This window comes from Vibrio sp. (assembly GCF_047973365.1).
GTDB lineage: Bacteria > Pseudomonadota > Gammaproteobacteria > Enterobacterales > Vibrionaceae > Vibrio.
Map to the genome: position 1 here is coordinate 1 of NZ_JBKEBW010000058.1, position 17,256 is coordinate 17,256.

Genomic DNA, 17,256 nt, shown 5'->3' on the forward strand with positions numbered 1-17,256 from the left:
ACTGTTTAGATAATGCAGTGGCTGAAAACTTCTTCGCTTTACTCAAAACAGAGATGTATCACGGTCAAAGCTTCACTGATGCTGATGAACTGATTGCAAATATCGAAGAATATATAGAGTATTACAATACAAAACGGATTAAGGTGAAATTTAAAGGCCTGACTCCGATAGAATATCGAAATCAGGCCTTGCAAGCCGCTTAACAGAAATGTCCAACTTTATGGGGTCACTTCAGAGCATGGGAACGAGAGGTTTTCTTCACTGATTGGCATTGAGCTCACGTGCTGGTATTGTTATTTCACCGACCAAGACACGTGGTACAACGACACTGATACGGCCATAATCAAAACGAACATCACAAAAAATAGTCACGCCACTGCATATTTTATGTACTATCTCTATTAAAACAGTGTTGAGATCATGTTTCAGAGTAATGCATTACTGTTAACCTAACCTCAGCAAAAAATAACCAATTTTTAGTGAGGCCAGCTATGGAAATGACTAACGCTCAACGTCTTATTCTTTCAAATCAATACTACTTGATGTCTCAACTCGACCCATCAAACTCAGCGAAATACAAACGTTTACAGACTATCGTTGAACGTGGCTACGAGCTTCAAATGTGTGAATTGAATAAAGAATTTGGTTGTTTGAGTGACACACAATGCCGCGAAGTGATTGACATCATGGAGATGTATCACGCTATGCAAGAGTCACACAAAATGCTCAGCGAAGAAGCACGAAAAGACGTGGATGTACGCCGTCTTAACTACCTTGGTTACGATATTGCAACCGAAGGTCAGTTGGTCAACTACGTTCGCTTTCTGGTGAATTCTGAAGGTCTATACCCTCAGTTTGATAAAGGTGAGCATCTTTTTAACAGCCAAATGCCGATGGCTGATAAGTACCGTCGTATGCTTGCAACCTGGCGTCACTGCCCTCGTCAATACCACCTTTCTGCCAATGAATTACGCCAGATCTTTAATGCGTAATCTCGCCGTGTAGAAATAGAGATTTCAAATGACAAAAAGGCGGTTTACCGCCTTTTTCATTCGCTAAATTTATATCATTAAAATAGATAGGCAACACCCAGAGAAACCGTGGTATTCACACCGCTGTCAATAATCGGACTCTCCTCTAAATCACCTTGCAAATTGGTATAGCGAACATTACCGACAAGTCTCACCGTATCAACAATGTGCCAATACGCTGATAGTCCAACAAAGTACTGACCATCCCACTTAGCTTCATATTCAGGTAAGCCACTGCGAACCGATTCATCACTCGATACGCCATAAAGATGGTTATTGAGCTTATCTGAATTGTAGGCGTAACCCACCCCCGGAGTTATCCCCCAACTGCCAAAGCGCAGTGGCAATCGCCACGCCAATTCAGCATAAATGCCGTTATGAGTATCGCCAATATCAGTACCGACGGAGGTTTCAAACATGCCCGCAAGTGTCATTAACTGATAGCTAACACCGCCCAACACGGTAGAAGAACGCTTATCCAGTAGTTGAATTTGTGCGTTGTCGGAATCTCCTGGCTTTAATGTTCGCGGATCATACATAAGCCGAAACACCACGTTTTGCTGAGACTGCATAGGAAATAACCGGTAGCCAGCGCTAAAGCCGCGTAGGAATAGATGTTCACCTTCATAACCAATCAATGGGATCACGGTACGATTCGACGGTGTGTCTTTATACACGGCTGGCGAATATGCCGCAGCAACGCCCAAAGACCATTGGTTAAGCTCTGCGTGAACAGGCAGAGATATCGCTACAGAGGAAGCAACAAATGCAGAAAAATAAAACTTATTCATGGTGATAGAAATATCCATAAGTACGCAATCCATTGAGCGACATCATACGAAGCTATCCACTCAATAACAACATTGATAGCAATTATTCTAATTTTGTTGCTGTAAAACTACGTTCGATTCTCAATCACATGCGTCAATTGAAGCCGCAGGCACACATCAATTCATCCGTAAATGTCAATTTCGCAGTTTCTTTTTTTCATCACCCATTTGAAATAAATACATAATCTCTAAGCAAAATCGCGAATAGCAAACTAGGCTTAAAGAGTTAGGGATATATGTTTTAAAGCGGTTGTATGTCTGTGCGACATTATTAGAGGGGATTTACTATGAGTATTTTTGACCACTTTCAGGCACGCTATGAAGCAGCCAAGGATGAAGAGCTAACTATTCAAGAGTTTTTAAATCTATGCAAAGACGACAAAAGCGCTTATGCAAACGCCGCAGAACGCCTATTGCTCGCCATCGGTGAACCCGAGATGGTGGATACGTCCAAACACCCTCGATTAAGCCGCATTTTTTCTAACCGAGTCATTTCAAGATACAAAACATTCCAAGATTTCTACGGCATGGAAGAAGCCATAGAACAAATTGTTTCTTATTTAAAACATGCCGCTCAAGGTTTAGAAGAGCGCAAACAGATACTCTATTTACTCGGCCCCGTAGGCGGCGGTAAATCCTCTCTGGCGGAAAAACTCAAAGCATTGATGCAACAGATGCCTATCTATGTGCTATCAGCGAATGGCAAGCGCAGCCCAGTCAATGATCATCCCTTCTGTCTATTTGATGTCAATGAAGATGGGGAACTACTCAAACAAGAATACGGTATCGAAAAACGCTATGTAAAATCCATCATGTCACCATGGGCTGCTAAACGCCTACATGAGTTCGGTGGTGACATTACTAAATTTAAAGTGGTCAAAGTTCGTCCTTCTATTTTGGATCAAATTGCCGTAGCCAAAACAGAACCGGGCGATGAAAACAACCAAGATATCTCTTCACTGGTTGGTAAAGTCGATATTCGTCAATTAGAACACTACTCACAAGACGACCCAGATGCATATAGTTACTCGGGTGCGCTTTGCCGGGCAAACCAAGGTTTGATGGAGTTCGTCGAGATGTTTAAAGCACCAATTAAGGTGCTGCACCCACTATTAACTGCAACACAAGAAGGTAACTATAACGGCACAGAAGGGTTATCTGCTTTACCGTTTGACGGCATGATACTCGCCCACTCTAATGAATCCGAGTGGCAGACGTTCCGCAACAACAAAAACAATGAAGCCTTCTTAGACCGTGTCTACATCGTCAAAGTACCTTACTGTTTACGTGTTTCCGAAGAAGTCAAAATCTATCAAAAACTGCTTGAGCACAGTGAACTCTCCAATGCGCCATGTGCGCCAAGCACACTTGAGTTACTTGCTCAGTTCAGCGTGCTATCGCGGTTGAAAATTCCAGAAAACTCTTCGCTATTCTCGAAAATGCGGGTTTACGATGGCGAAACACTGAAAGATACCGATCCGAAAGCAAAAAGTTATCAGGAATATCGCGACTACGCTGGCGTGGATGAAGGTATGTCCGGTCTTTCGACTCGCTTTGCGTTTAAGATTCTTTCTCGCGTATTTAACTTCGACCACATCGAAGTGTCCGCAAACCCAGTGCATCTCTTCTACGTCATTGAACAACAGGTAGAACGAGAGCAGTTCCCACAGGAAACCGCTGACCGTTACTTAGAATTTGTCAAAGGCTATCTAGTCCCTCGTTATGTCGAGTTTATTGGTAAAGAGATTCAAACCGCCTACTTAGAGTCCTACTCTGAGTACGGTCAGAACATCTTTGACCGCTATGTCACCTATGCGGATTTCTGGATTCAGGATCAAGAATACCGCGACCCAGAAACCGGACAATTGTTTGATCGAGCTTCCCTCAACAATGAATTGGAGAAAATTGAGAAAACCGCCGGCATCAGTAATCCGAAGGATTTCCGTAATGAAATCGTCAACTTCGTATTACGTGCACGAGCGAATAACAACGGTAACAACCCAGCGTGGACCAGCTACGAAAAATTGCGCACGGTTATCGAGAAGAAAATGTTCTCGAACACTGAAGAACTGCTACCTGTTATCTCTTTTAATGCGAAAACCTCTTCTGAAGATCAGAAAAAACACGACAACTTTGTCGCTCGTATGATGGAGAAAGGTTATACCGAGAAACAAGTGAGACTGTTGTCTGAGTGGTATTTACGTGTTCGTAAATCGTCTTAAACACAGTCCGCTTATGACCTAATAACAGATTGAAGGAAGGGTATATCTGATATCTAACATCACGATAGGCATCCACGGATTGGATGCCTAGTTGGAGGGACGATTCAGGTGACGTATACAGGGGAAGACTCATGCCGCAATTCATCGATAGACGATTAAACGGTAAGAATAAAAGCGCGGTAAACCGACAACGCTTTTTACGCCGTTATAAAGAACAAATTAAAGAGTCGGTTTCCGACGCGGTAAACCGTCGTTCAATCACCAATACAGAAACCGGTGAAGATGTCTCTATCCCAAATAAAGACATCAAAGAGCCTATCTTTCACCAAGGCCAGGGGGGCATGCGCGAACGTGTCCATCCCGGCAATGACCAATTTACAAGAGGTGACAAAATAGAACGCCCTAAAGGTGGCGGACAAGGAGGAGGATCGGGAGAAGGCGACGCGAGCCAGGATGGTGAAGGCGAAGATGAATTTGTGTTCCAAATATCCAAAGATGAGTATTTAGACATTTTGTTTGAAGACCTCGAACTGCCGAACCTTGAAAAGAACCAAATCAACAAGATCACCGAATGGAAAACCCACCGAGCCGGTTATCAAACTGCAGGCTCGGCGTCGAATATTGCAATTGTACGTTCACTGCAACAATCTTTAGCGCGTCGCACCGCAATGACAGCCAATAAACGTCGTTTAATGAAAGAGCTGGAACAAGAGCTAGAGCGAATTAAAACCTCTGAACCGGCTCAACTTCTGGAAGAAAAACGCATCAAACAGGAGATTGAAGAGCTACGGGCAAAAATTGAAAGCGTACCTTTTATTGATACGTTCGATTTGCGTTTTAAAAATTATGAAAAACGCCCTATTCCATCAAGCCAAGCGGTCATGTTCTGTTTGATGGATGTCTCTGGATCTATGGATCAGGCCACCAAAGACATTGCAAAACGCTTTTACGTTTTGCTTTATCTATTCCTGACTCGTACTTACCAGAACGTAGAAGTGGTGTTTATCCGCCACCATACCCAAGCAAAAGAAGTGGACGAGCAGGAATTCTTTTACTCCCAAGAAACTGGCGGCACTATTGTATCGAGTGCATTAAAGCTGATGCATGACATCATTAAAGAACGCTACCCACTTGGTGAGTGGAACATCTACGGTGCTCAAGCTTCTGATGGTGATAACTGGGCAGATGATTCACCACGTTGTAAAGAGCTGCTCATTAATCAGCTGTTACCTTACTGCCAATACTATGCCTATATCGAGATTACTCGTCGCTCACATCAAACCTTATGGCATGAATACGAAAAGCTGCAGCCAACATTTGGCAATTTCGCAATGAAAAACATCCGCAGTGTAGAGGACATCTTCCCTGTGTTTAGGGAATTGTTCCACAAGGAATCGGCATAGGGAGAAGCGCGCATGACTACTAATGCTACGACAAAAAAGACTAAAGCTTCACCGAAGAAAGGTGCGAGCAAATCGAATGTGTTGCCTGATGGACCAGATTGGACTTTCGACATTCTAGAGCAGTATCACGCGGAGATTAAACGTGTGGCTGAACTGTATAGACTTGATACCTATGAGAACCAAATAGAAGTCATCACATCTGAACAAATGATGGATGCTTATTCGAGCATCGGTATGCCAATCAACTATAACCACTGGTCGTTTGGCAAAAAATTTATTCATACCGAGCAAAATTATAAGCATGGCCAAATGGGGTTAGCGTATGAAATCGTTATCAACTCCGACCCTTGTATCGCGTACCTGATGGAAGAGAATACAGTGACCATGCAGGCTTTGGTTATGGCACACGCCTGTTATGGTCACAACTCTTTCTTTAAAGGTAACTATCTGTTCCAGACATGGACAGATGCTAGCTCGATTATCGACTATCTTTTGTTCGCTAAAAACTACATTGCCGAGTGTGAAGAAAAATATGGTGTGAATGAAGTGGAACGTCTGCTCGACTCTTGCCACGCGCTGATGAATTACGGTGTCGATAGATACAAACGACCAGAGAAAATTTCGATTGCCGAAGAGAAAGCTCGCCAGGAAGAACGTGAAGAGTATTTGCAATTTCAGGTCAATGCCTTATGGCGTACTGTTCCTCGCAAAGCAAGAGCGGAAAACGACCAACCACGCTTTCCAAGCGAGCCACAAGAAAACATTCTTTACTTCATTGAGAAGCATGCGCCACTACTTGAGTCCTGGCAGCGTGAGATCGTGCGTATCGTACGCAAAGTCAGCCAGTATTTTTATCCACAAAAGCAAACCCAGGTGATGAATGAAGGTTGGGCAACGTTCTGGCACTATACCATTTTGAACCATCTGTACGACGAAGGGTTGGTATCAGATAAGTTTATCCTGGAGTTCCTGCACAGCCATACCAGTGTGGTTGCCCAACCATCTTATAACAGTCGCTATTTCAGTGGCATCAACCCGTATGCGCTAGGTTTCGCCATGTTTACCGATATTAAACGGATTTGTGAAAAGCCAACAGCAGAAGACTACGAATGGTTCCCTGAACTGGCAGGCTCTGACTGGTTAGATGCTGTACATTTTGCTATGCACAATTTCAAAGATGAAAGCTTTATCAGTCAATATTTATCACCAAAGTTGATTCGCGACTTTAAACTGTTCGCAATTACTGACGACGACAGAAAGAACTTTATTGAAGTCACCGCCATTCACAATGACAGCGGCTATCAGTTAATTCGAGAAAAGCTCGCTGCTCAATATAATCTGAGTAACTTGGAGCCTAACATCCAAGTATTCAGCGTCGACGTTCGTGGAGACCGTTCCATTACGCTACAGTATGTCCCCCACGACCGAATTCCGTTAGACCCAAGCTACGAGGAGGTACTTAAACACATGCATCGCCTATAGGGTTTTGAAGTCAAATTGGAGGAGGTAAAAGACACTGGAAGAAGAGAAATCCTCGCAACCTGTCCTAAGAAAGGTGATCACGAAAGGTGATTATCGTTGCGACAAGCTAAACATCTAACCTAACAATTAGTTGTAAAAATAAGTAGTTGTAAACATAAGTGTCCGACAGAATAGACACTGAGTAAAATGAACAAAGCCCCGGACTCTCATCTGGGGCTTTTCTTTATTTGATCACACTTGTTTAGCCACAATACTGCGTACCAGTTCTAAATCTTCTGCAGTATCGACACCCGCAGGAGGTGATTCTAGCGCTACCGCTACGTGGATTTTTTCACCATACCAAAGCACACGTAGTTGTTCCAAACTTTCAATCTTTTCAAGCTGACTCGGCTGCCAGTTAATGTAGGTATTAATAAAACCGGCACGGTAAGCGTAGATACCAATGTGGCGCATTAACGGCTGCACAATCGCTTTGTCTTTAGCAGCGAAGTTATCACGATCCCAAGGAATCGTCGCCCGACTGAAGTAAAGCGCATAACCTTCATGGTCGGTGACCACTTTCACCGCATTTGGATTAAACACTTCATTTTCATGGTCAATTTCAACCGCCAATGTTGCCATAGGTGCTTTGCTCGCCGCCAAATTATCGGCAACCTGACGAATGATCACCGGTGGAATTAATGGCTCATCACCTTGTACGTTAACAATAATGTGGTCATCTTCAATACCCATCAGTTCGACCACTTCCGCTAAACGCTCAGTGCCTGACTGGTGGTTTGGTGACGTCATACACACTGTTGCACCAAACGCTTTAGCAGCCTCTTCAACTCGTGCATCATCAGTGGCAATAATCACTCTTTCAGCCCCTGCTAGCAGAGACTGCTCATAAACCCATTGGATCATAGGTTTTCCACCGATATCAGCGAGCGGCTTGCCCGGTAAACGCGTTGATTGGAAACGCGCAGGGATAACAACGGTAAATGACATTAGCGCCCCTCGTCCATTGACATAGTGCGAGCTTCTGGCTCAAGGAGAACAGGAATGCCCTCTTTGATTGGATAAGCAAGACGATCAAGCTTACAAATAAGCTCTTGTTTATCTTTATCGTAAGTCAACTTGCCTTTACACACAGGACAAGCAACGATTTCAAGCAGACGGTGATCCATACTGTTCCATAACCTCTTTAATTGTTTCCACAATATGCTGTTCATCAATATGAGAAATCTGCGCAGAGACTGGCAAATACCACCAGTTTTCTTGCGCAAATGCAGCACATTTTACGGCGTCTTTTTCTGTCATAACGACATTATCCCCACGCTCTGCCAAAGCAAACAGCTCTGAGGAATCGAAATCTTTATGATCAGCAAATCCATGCTCAACGATTGGTTTTGCTCCTAACGCTTTCAATGTATTGAAAAAGCGTGGCGGATGACCAATTCCCGCCCAAGCAACGATATTGGGTAAAGTTTCGACCGAAACTCGCTCTCTGGTCACCATGTTCACCGCTAAATCCGGTTGCAATGTCATTGCGACTTCACCAACGAGAGGAGAGCCACCATTGGTAATGGTAAAATCCACCTCTTTTAAGCGAGAAACCGGCTCACGAAGTGGACCTAAAGGCAGTAGTTGCTCATTGCCAAATCGTCTCTCACCATCGACCACGGCAAACTCAATGTCACGCTCAAGGGCGTAATGCTGTAACCCATCGTCAGTGATTATAATATCGACATTCTCTTTGAGCAGAGCCTTAACCGCGTTCGAGCGAATAGGATCAACGGCGACTGGCGCTTTGGTTCGTTGGAAAATAAGCTTAGGCTCGTCACCACAATGAGACGTCGACGTACTATCGGAGACAAGCAGTGGATACGCAGGCGCTTTTGCGCCATAACCACGTGACACCACACCTGGTCTGAAACCCAGACGCTGCAAAGTCTCAACTAACCAGATAACCACGGGCGTTTTACCATTACCACCCGCGGTAATGTTTCCCACCACCACTACCGGTACAGGCGCCTTATAACTTTTCTTCTTGCCCGTTTGAAAAGCTTGTCTGCGTGAGCGACTCATCGCTTTAAACATTAGGCTTAATGGCCACAGCAGCGGCCACAAAAGAAAGCGAACAGGATGATGTTGAAACCAGATTTTTTCAATCACAGTTAAAGCCTATTCACCAAATTGAATGCGGTGAAGCTGTGCGTAAGCACCATCTTGTGCCAGCAATTCCGCGTGCTTACCTCGTTCAATAATTTCACCTTCATCGACCACGAGAATTTGGTCTGCCTGCTCAATCGTCGATAGACGGTGAGCAATAACCAAAACCGTTTTGTTTTTTTGTAGTTCGTCCAATGCAGCTTGGATTGCACGTTCTGATTCCGTATCCAACGCTGAAGTGGCTTCATCGAGAATCAGTACTGGTGCATCACGCAGCAACGCTCGTGCAATAGCAATACGTTGACGCTGACCACCCGATAAACTGGTGCCATTTTCACCAATAATGGTATCTAAACCATTTTCCATATCATTAACGAACTCCATCGCATGCGCTAAACGCGCTGCCTCGGCAATTTGTTCGCGGGTGTATTCACCTTCAGCCGCATACGCAATATTGTTCGCAATCGTATCGTTAAACAAGTGTACGTTCTGAGAAACCAAAGCAAAGTGCTTACGTAGGTTCGTCAGTTTAAAGTCGCGAACATCGTGACCGTCAAGTTCAATCGAGCCTGAATCGACGTCATAGAAACGAGTAAACAGGCTGGCAATGGTCGATTTACCTGAACCTGAACGACCAACTAAAGCGACTGTTTTTCCTTGTGGGATGTCAAAACTCACATGGGATAACGCAGGTTTTTCCTTGCCGGAATAAGTGAAAGTAATATCTTTCACGGCAATGTCACCACTAACTTTATCAACTTCATATGTGCCGTTATCGCTTTCCGTTTCTAAGTCCATTAGGTTGAACAAGGTAGAGCTCGCTGCCATACCGCGCTGGAACTGAGAAGTCACGTTAGTTAAAGCCTTTAATGGCCGCATCAAACCAAACATTGCCGAAAAAACGACACCAAACGTACCGGGAGTCAGTTCAGCGCGAATACTATCAATGCTCGCCAAAAAGAGTACGGTGACTAATGCGATGGAAGCAATCATTTGAATCACTGGGTTAGCGATCGCCTGAGCCGCAACAAGCTTCATGGTTTGTTGTCTCATGCGGTTGCTCACTTCGTCAAAGCGTTCACGCTCGACTTGTTGACCACCGTAACTCAATACAACCTTATGACCTTTTAACATTTGCTCTGCTGATGACGTCACATGCCCCATGGTGGTCTGCATATTTTTCGATATTTTACGAAAACGCTTTGATACAACACTGATACCCATTGCAACCACAGGTGCAACAACGAGCAGCACCAATGATAACTGCCAGCTATTCCAAAACATCAACACCAGCAGGCCGATAATGCTCGCACCTTCACGCACAATACTCACTAATGCCTTGCTAGTCGCGGCAGACACCTGTTCGGAATCATAAGTGATACGAGAAAGTAAACTGCCAGTAGGTTCTTTATCAAAGAAACTAACCGGCATATGTATGAAGTGGTGGAAAATAGCACGGCGCATCAGCATGACAACGTTGCCAGATACCCAGCTCAGGCAGTAATCGGAAACGAAGCTACTAATACCTCGTATTGCCATTACACCCAGAATAATAAAAGGAAGTAGTTTAAGAAAGTTTGATTCAGCCTGACCAAAACCTTCATCTAATAAAGGTTTAAGCAATGAAATGAGATAAGTATCGGAAACTGCATTGATAATTAAAGCAATCACCGCTACCACTAGCCCAGATTTATAAAGGCGGATGTAAGTCCACAAGCGTTTAAATGTTTGCCATGTAGTTTCGTCGTTATTCAGTGACATATAAGTGCTTATTCTTATTTCAATATTGTTCGTCATTCTACCCCTTTACGTAGCATCTGCCTATACCAAGGAATCAGCCCATGTTGACGCAAAGTGGATAAGACACGCTTGTCTGCTCGATATTTCAGCGTAATTTGTCCAGAATTCCCGGTATCGTACCAATCTGCACCCGAAGTTAAGTACCTTTCGACGACCGTGTGATGAGGAAGATGCCAGCGATTGCCCCGGTCTAAAGACGCAATCGCTATCTCTGGAGAGACGCGCTCAATAAATGCCGCTGTGGATGAGGTTTTGCTTCCGTGATGAGGTACTAACATCACATCACTTTGTAATGGGTTACTGTCCCGTACAAGTAACCACTCACCGACTGCGGTAACATCCCCTGACAGTAATACGCTATGACCATATTTATTATCGAACACTCGAATGACACACGAGTGCTGATTGTAAGCACGATCGACTTGCTTTGGCGGCCACAACACAAAAAAATGTAGATCCTGCCACAACCAAGTATTCCCTCTGATACAAGGAATAGCGCCCTTAATCTTCTGACTGGAATAGATACGTTGAGGAAAAAGAAGTTGATTGACATCCGCCTGACCACCAGCATGGTCATCATCAAGATGGCTGTATATCACCGAATCTAGTTTATCAATGCCTCTTTTTGCTAACAGAGGAGCTATCACTGAGCGAACATAGCTACCGCCATCCCAACTGCTACCTGTATCGTAGAGTACAGTTTTGCCATCTTTTGCTATCAATACCGCTAAGCCGTGACCAACATCTAACACATCCATTTTCCAATCATAAGTGGAAGATCTAAAAGTCATAAATCCTATTAACACAAATGAAATCAGTATTAGGCTTAAATGGCTCAGGGCAAATCGCAGCAACCAGATCAAAGTGATTGCAAACATCAGATAGAGACCGTCTTCATTGACAGTAATCCAACCAACATTCGAAAACTGCAAAGCCCAAGTGACCGGTTCAAAAGTGAAATCTGCTATTTGCCATAAATAGTGGCTATGTGGTAAAGCAAGGCAAGAGCATAAAACAGCGACAAACAATAAGGGGACAATAATGAAAGAGAACCATGGAATAAAAATCATGTTGAACAAAATAGAGACCCAACTAACCCCACCAAAGAAGTAACCACTAACCGGGGCCATAAGCAAAACCAAAACCAACTGTCCAACAATGACTTTCACCCACCATATCTTCCAATGTGAAGTCATAGCATAGAGATAAATCACAGCACAAACGGCGATAAATGAAAGCCAAAAGCTGCTTGCTAAAGAGGCGAAGGGGTCGATTAAAAGTACGGCGCTTAAAGTGAGCCATATCCGCTGAGAAACAGCGATGTTCATGCGCAACACAGTCAAGATTACATTGAGCAAACACATAACCAAGGCGCGTTGAGTCGGAAGAGTAAAGCCTGCGAGCCACGCATAAGCAACGGCTAAAACCGAACCGAAAATAAAAGGGAGCCAAAGAAAATGCGGTGATAGTCTTGCCATTCCCTGACCGAAAAAATAGCCGATACCAAAAGCGATTCCGATGTGAAGCCCTGAAATTGCAACCAAATGTATCAACCCGCTGTTGCGAAGTTGCGTCCAATCGAGCTGGCTAAGACCAGACCGTTCACCGAATATGAGTGCGCGAATCATGCCCTTGAATTGACTATTCTCGGTATGTTGCTGCACTTTGCTATAGATCCAAGAGCGTAGATTGAAATGTGAAATCACCTGAAAACGAGTGTTTTTATTAACTGTTGCTTGTGCAACCCACCCTTGACTAAGATAGTAAGTTTCAGCATCAAACCCAATCTCATTCAGACGACCAACAACAGGTTTGACTTTCACTGAAAACTCAAAGTAATCACCGATTTGTAAAGGTACCGGTGAAAATAGACGAATACCAACGGGGAACCAGCTAGTGACAAAATGGTCATTTATCTGATATACAGCAACAGAGTTTTCATAGCCATAACTAATTTGTTTAAAAAAGCTGTCAACTTTTCCTTTTATGGTAATATCCTGCCCTGCTTGAAAAATGCTACTGGATTGAGTTTTTACTTCGTTACCATGTGATATGATCACTAACAAACCAAGTACGATCCCGCCCCAGTGTCTTAGTTTGCTAAAGCGGACACTAAACATGAAAAAAAGTGGGCACAATAGCGCAAATCCCAAGGCTGGCATACTAGGCCAATAGGGCGATGACAAAACAGTGAGCGAGAACGAAGCAAGCGTCCAATTTTTCGATAAGAGAGTCATGGTTTCCTATGCCAAGAAAATTCATCAAAAAATTCATGCCTAACCATGATGTGATTAAACGTCAAAAGGCATTAAAAGTTTTTGGCAGTGTTTTATATAACCCTAACTTGTGGTGTCTAAACCGACGTTCAGCAGCGGGTGCATTTGCTGTTGGTCTCTTCATGGCATTTGTACCGTTACCAAGTCAAATGATCATGTCTGCTGGAATAGCCATTGCTTTAGGTGTCAATCTGCCACTATCTGTTGCTCTGGTCTGGATTACCAATCCGATTACCATGCCATTTATCTTTTATATCGCCTATAAACTAGGAGCCTGGATACTCAATATCCCACCACAACATTTTCATTTCGAGCTGTCCTGGGATTTTCTGATCCATCAGATGGGAACCATCGCACCGCCATTTCTTTTAGGTTGTGCAGTGTGTGCGGTAGTCTCATCGGTGATCGGCTATTTTGGCATCCGTGGTCTTTGGCGTTATTCTGTGGTTAGAAGTTGGCAGAAACGACGTACGAAAATAACCTGAACACGAATAGATGAAATGACCTTGGTTTCAACTTGAGAGCAATGTATTACTCAACACTGAAATGAATGTATGACCAACATGAAAAAAGGACCTATCGGTCCTTTTTTCTATTCTGGTTTTGCTACTTAAACAGCGAATTTATACCATTATTCTGGAAAACCTTCTGATCAGTGAATGGGCGTCGATAAGCAAACCCTCCGAGCCATGGATGGCTCGGCGGAGCCCCATGGAAGGCCGATCTTATAAAAAATAGGCGTGTTTGTGTTCGACGCTCATTCGCTGTTCCACCGATGTTCAATCTGATCATATTTTTACCTAGGTATTATTTGCTGCTCAAAACAGATGCAGGGTTAAGCTTGCTTGCCCGAGATGCTGGATACCAAGTCGCCAACAAACTTAGGGCAATGGCAGTGCCCGACACCAACAGTACATCACTAACAACAACCTGTGATGGTAGAAAGTCGACAAAGTAGATATCTCCAGATAAGAACTGATGCCCAATCCATGACTCTAAACCTTTCACCATAGAAGTAAGGTTTAACGCCACCAATACGCCAAATACACTGCCAACGACACCACCCAAAACACCAGAAAACACACCTTGCCAAACAAAAATACGCTTTACCAGACCATCGCTCGCACCCATAGTGCGCAAAATGGCAATCTCCGCTGCCCGGTCTTTTACCGCCATCATCAAGGTTGAGACAATATTAAAACTTGCGACGCCAATCACCAGCACCATAACCAGATACATAATGCTACGTACCATCTGAATGTCACGATACAGGAAACCGAACTTTTGTTGCCAACTGCGAAGATATACGTATTCATTTAATGTCGTGCCGACGGTGCGTACCACGTTCGTTGCGTTCAACACATCTCGAACTTTGATAGACACACCAGTGACCGCGTCACCCAAATTCGCGTATTGCTGGGCATCGTCAATCGGTAGTAAAGCAAGGTTATGATCGATTTGCCCATTTAAAACCAGAAACCCTATTACTTTTACCCGCACACGTTTGGGGGCTTGCACTTTATTTTCACTGGTAGCGCTCGGAATCATCAAGGTAATGAACTCACCAACCTTAACGTCTAACTTATCAGCCACACCTTTACCCAAAATTGCTTGTTGCTGACCAGCAGTAAAAGTCTGCCAAGCATTGTCTGTGACATATTGAGAAAGACTTGAAACTGCACGCTCCATTTGCGGATCAATGCCACGGACTTCGAGCGCTTTAAGCTGTGAGCCTTTTTCCGCTAACGCGGTCATTTTCACATAGGGGGCTGCGGCTTCCACTTCATCATTTTGCTTAGCTTTTTGCACAATATCTTGCCAATTGCTAATAGGGTCACGAACCCCTTCAAACTCGCCGTGTGCAATGACAGAAAGAACCCGGTTTTGCAGCTCGCGTTCGAAACCGTTCATGGCAGAAAGACCAATAATGATGACGGCCACACCAACAGCGATACCAATAGTTGATGAGAGGGAGATAAACGACACCATCTTGTTACGCTGCTTAGCGCGACTAAATCTGCCACCAATAAACATGGATAGAGAAGAGAACACTACGCCTCCTCCACTTTAAGCAACAGACCATCTTGCATATGCATCTGGCGATCCATTTTTGCCGCCAGTTCACCGTCGTGCGTCACCACTAAAAATGCCGTTCCGGACTCTCTGTTCAGCTCGCGCATCAAGTCGTAAATCGACAGTGCGGTTTTATGATCTAAATTACCGGTAGGCTCATCGGCCAACACAAGATCAGGTTTGTTAACCAAAGCTCGAGCAATCGCGACTCGCTGACGCTCACCACCGGATAACTCTGAAGGGCGATGCTCTAAGCGGTGGCTTAATCCCACTCGTTCTAATAGTGCTTGCGCAGCGGCTTTTGCTTCTGACACTTTCATACCACCAATCAGCAGCGGCATCGCCACATTTTCCAGCGCAGAAAAGTCAGCTAACAGGTGATGAAATTGATAAACAAAACCTAAATGCTTATTACGGATTTTCGCCTGCTTGTTGGAATGCAAACGGGTCAAGTCCTGCCCCAGAAACTCCACATGACCTGCGGACGCATCATCGAGCGCCCCGAGAATATGCAATAACGTGCTTTTGCCAGACCCCGATGAACCGATAATCGAAACCAACTCGCCTCGTTGAATATCAAAGCTCACGCCTTTTAATACCTGAGTTTGTAGTTCGCCTTCCTGGTAAGTTTTACAAACTTGGTGACAACGTAAAAGGTTATTCATAACGCAAAGCCTCAGCGGGTTTAACAGAAGATGCTCGATAAGACGGGAACAAAGTGGCAAGCAGGCTCAAGCATATAGCCAGTACAACCACGACCAAAATTTGCGTAACATTAATCACCACAGGTAGCTCACCACCGAGAGAAAATAAAGCTACGCCTAAACTATCCAGAATGGTATTGAGATTACTGGCCAGCAGTGCGCCAAGAGTTCCGCCAACAATAGCGCCAATCACACCACTGCTCGCCCCTTGAAGCATAAAAATCGCAAGCACCTGACTATCTTTCATTCCTTGGGTTTTCAGAATGGCGACTTCAGCCTGCTTCTCCATCACCACCATAATTAACGCAGAAATAATGTTAAAAGCCGCAACGCCGACAATCAAACCCAGCATTAGGCCCATCATGTTCTTTTCCATACCAACCGCCTGGAACAGCTCACCACGTTGTTCTCGCCAATCGGTCCAATGCCAACCTTGCGGTAATGGCTTATTGGAGAGCTCGCCAACAACAAATGGGTCGTCAAAAAATAAGCGCCACCCAGACACGGTCTTGGCGTTGAACTTCAATAATTTTCCAGCATCGCTGATGTGAGTGATCATTAACTGACCATCAACATCAGAACCGGTATTGAAAATACCTGCGACGGTAAAATTTCGCTGGCTGGGGATACGACCCAGTGGCGTAAACTGACTCGCACTGGTGACCATTAATCGCACTTTATCATCAAGTGACACATTAAGAGTTCTCGCCAATGTATGTCCCAAAAACACTTGGTATTCACCCGCCTTTAGGTCGGAAAGAGTACCAGCGATTAAGTGATCCATAATGGGGTCATTTGCCGATGGTTCAATTCCAATCATCAAACCCGCCGCCAATTGCGAGGGGCTCTGAATAACCGCCTCACTGCGGACAATGGGTTCAGGGCTACGCTGACTAGATAACTGAGTAATAAATGCAGGCACCTTATCGGTGAGTACCGTTTTATCCAACGCTTGAGATATAACGGCTTGTGGCAATACGCCAAGAATTCTGCTCTTTAATTGTGCTTCAAAACCGTTCATTACCGAAAGCACAGTAACCAAAGACATGACACCGATGGTAATTCCGGCGGTAGACATATAAGACACGAATCGACTGAACCTGTCACCGGAGCGTCCTGTTAAATAACGCAAGCCGATAAAGGTCGATATCGGATGAAACATAATAAAAACCAATCAAATAAGATGGTGTTACTGTAACGAGAATCTAGCCAAGGTTGTAGCTTTTCTTTGCTAAATAAATGTAATAGTTCCATTTAATGTCATTCTCAGCGCAAAGTGTGCAA

Annotated in this window: 14 protein-coding genes and 1 pseudogene; 6 read left to right on the forward strand and 9 right to left on the reverse strand. The window is 44.3% G+C overall.

Annotated features, from left to right (window positions below):
* Together ACK5MF_RS08335 and ACK5MF_RS08340 are read left to right on the forward strand one after the other, a co-directional pair.
* On the forward strand, window positions 1–203 hold a 203-nt coding region (locus ACK5MF_RS08335; RefSeq protein WP_416918509.1), incomplete at its 5' end, for an IS3 family transposase.
* 288 nt (window positions 204–491) lie between these two features.
* On the forward strand, window positions 492–992 hold the full coding sequence (locus ACK5MF_RS08340; protein WP_416921187.1) for a YfbU family protein: 501 nt from the start codon (window positions 492–494) through the stop codon (window positions 990–992).
* Window positions 993–1,069: 77 nt separating this feature from the next.
* Here the strand turns inward: ACK5MF_RS08340 and ACK5MF_RS08345 are convergent, their stop codons facing one another.
* Entirely contained in the window at window positions 1,070–1,822 is a 753-nt protein-coding gene (locus ACK5MF_RS08345; RefSeq protein ID WP_416921266.1) for a MipA/OmpV family protein, read from the reverse strand.
* Window positions 1,823–2,148: 326 nt separating this feature from the next.
* On the opposite strand from ACK5MF_RS08345, the gene ACK5MF_RS08350 reads away from it, so the two are divergent.
* From ACK5MF_RS08350 to ACK5MF_RS08360, 3 genes and pseudogenes are all read left to right on the forward strand, one after another.
* A complete protein-coding gene (locus ACK5MF_RS08350) occupies window positions 2,149–4,083 on the forward strand; it encodes a PrkA family serine protein kinase (protein ID WP_416921189.1) in 1,935 nt (644 codons plus the stop codon).
* A 131-nt stretch (window positions 4,084–4,214) separates the two neighbouring features.
* Window positions 4,215–5,486, forward strand: coding sequence for a YeaH/YhbH family protein (locus tag ACK5MF_RS08355; RefSeq protein WP_416921191.1), 1,272 nt, complete (start codon window positions 4,215–4,217; stop codon window positions 5,484–5,486).
* 12 nt (window positions 5,487–5,498) lie between these two features.
* A pseudogene (locus tag ACK5MF_RS08360) lies at window positions 5,499–7,058 on the forward strand (SpoVR family protein).
* Window positions 7,059–7,199: 141 nt separating this feature from the next.
* On the opposite strand, the gene kdsB reads toward ACK5MF_RS08360, so the two are convergent.
* From kdsB to ACK5MF_RS08385, 5 genes are read right to left on the reverse strand one after another with little or no spacing between them, the layout of a single operon-like run.
* Entirely contained in the window at window positions 7,200–7,955 is a 756-nt protein-coding gene (kdsB, locus tag ACK5MF_RS08365; protein WP_416921193.1) for a 3-deoxy-manno-octulosonate cytidylyltransferase, read from the reverse strand.
* Window positions 7,955–8,134, reverse strand: a complete 180-nt coding sequence (locus ACK5MF_RS08370) for a Trm112 family protein (protein ID WP_165310841.1) — start codon at window positions 8,132–8,134, stop codon at window positions 7,955–7,957. Before ACK5MF_RS08370 ends, kdsB begins: the two co-directional genes overlap by 1 nt.
* Window positions 8,115–9,122: a tetraacyldisaccharide 4'-kinase gene (lpxK, locus tag ACK5MF_RS08375; RefSeq protein WP_416921195.1), complete on the reverse strand. Its 1,008-nt coding sequence runs from the start codon at window positions 9,120–9,122 to the stop codon at window positions 8,115–8,117. The genes ACK5MF_RS08370 and lpxK overlap by 20 nt, the downstream gene beginning before the upstream one ends.
* A 9-nt stretch (window positions 9,123–9,131) precedes the next feature.
* On the reverse strand, window positions 9,132–10,880 hold the full coding sequence (gene msbA / locus ACK5MF_RS08380; protein ID WP_416921268.1) for a lipid A ABC transporter ATP-binding protein/permease MsbA: 1,749 nt from the start codon (window positions 10,878–10,880) through the stop codon (window positions 9,132–9,134).
* 32 nt (window positions 10,881–10,912) lie between these two features.
* Window positions 10,913–13,156, reverse strand: a complete 2,244-nt coding sequence (locus ACK5MF_RS08385; RefSeq protein ID WP_416921197.1) for a DNA internalization-related competence protein ComEC/Rec2 — start codon at window positions 13,154–13,156, stop codon at window positions 10,913–10,915.
* Window positions 13,157–13,164: 8 nt separating this feature from the next.
* Between ACK5MF_RS08385 and ACK5MF_RS08390 the strand changes: the two genes are divergently transcribed.
* Window positions 13,165–13,680, forward strand: a complete 516-nt coding sequence (locus tag ACK5MF_RS08390; RefSeq protein ID WP_416921199.1) for a DUF2062 domain-containing protein — start codon at window positions 13,165–13,167, stop codon at window positions 13,678–13,680.
* Between the two features lie 322 nt (window positions 13,681–14,002).
* Here the strand turns inward: ACK5MF_RS08390 and lolE are convergent, their stop codons facing one another.
* From lolE to lolC, 3 genes are read right to left on the reverse strand one after another with little or no spacing between them, the layout of a single operon-like run.
* Window positions 14,003–15,247 (reverse strand): lipoprotein-releasing ABC transporter permease subunit LolE, encoded by a 1,245-nt coding sequence (gene lolE, locus ACK5MF_RS08395; RefSeq protein ID WP_416921201.1) that lies wholly within the window; start codon window positions 15,245–15,247, stop codon window positions 14,003–14,005.
* Window positions 15,247–15,933: a lipoprotein-releasing ABC transporter ATP-binding protein LolD gene (lolD, locus tag ACK5MF_RS08400; protein WP_416921203.1), complete on the reverse strand. Its 687-nt coding sequence runs from the start codon at window positions 15,931–15,933 to the stop codon at window positions 15,247–15,249. Before lolD ends, lolE begins: the two co-directional genes overlap by 1 nt.
* Window positions 15,926–17,134 carry a lipoprotein-releasing ABC transporter permease subunit LolC gene (lolC, locus tag ACK5MF_RS08405; protein ID WP_416921205.1) on the reverse strand — a complete coding sequence of 403 codons (1,209 nt, stop codon included), beginning with the start codon at window positions 17,132–17,134 and terminating at the stop codon, window positions 15,926–15,928. Before lolC ends, lolD begins: the two co-directional genes overlap by 8 nt.
* Window positions 17,135–17,256: the final 122 nt, after the last annotated feature.

Coding starts and splice junctions, on each gene's coding strand:
- ACK5MF_RS08340 (WP_416921187.1), top strand. CDS start 492: ATGGAAATGACTAACGCTCAACGTCTTATTCTTTCAAATCAATACTAC.
- ACK5MF_RS08345 (WP_416921266.1), bottom strand. CDS start 1,822: ATGAATAAGTTTTATTTTTCTGCATTTGTTGCTTCCTCTGTAGCGATA.
- ACK5MF_RS08350 (WP_416921189.1), top strand. CDS start 2,149: ATGAGTATTTTTGACCACTTTCAGGCACGCTATGAAGCAGCCAAGGAT.
- ACK5MF_RS08355 (WP_416921191.1), top strand. CDS start 4,215: ATGCCGCAATTCATCGATAGACGATTAAACGGTAAGAATAAAAGCGCG.
- kdsB (WP_416921193.1), bottom strand. CDS start 7,955: ATGTCATTTACCGTTGTTATCCCTGCGCGTTTCCAATCAACGCGTTTA.
- ACK5MF_RS08370 (WP_165310841.1), bottom strand. CDS start 8,134: ATGGATCACCGTCTGCTTGAAATCGTTGCTTGTCCTGTGTGTAAAGGC.
- msbA (WP_416921268.1), bottom strand. CDS start 10,880: ATGTCACTGAATAACGACGAAACTACATGGCAAACATTTAAACGCTTG.
- ACK5MF_RS08385 (WP_416921197.1), bottom strand. CDS start 13,156: ATGACTCTCTTATCGAAAAATTGGACGCTTGCTTCGTTCTCGCTCACT.
- ACK5MF_RS08390 (WP_416921199.1), top strand. CDS start 13,165: ATGCCAAGAAAATTCATCAAAAAATTCATGCCTAACCATGATGTGATT.
- lolD (WP_416921203.1), bottom strand. CDS start 15,933: ATGAATAACCTTTTACGTTGTCACCAAGTTTGTAAAACTTACCAGGAA.
- lolC (WP_416921205.1), bottom strand. CDS start 17,134: ATGTTTCATCCGATATCGACCTTTATCGGCTTGCGTTATTTAACAGGA.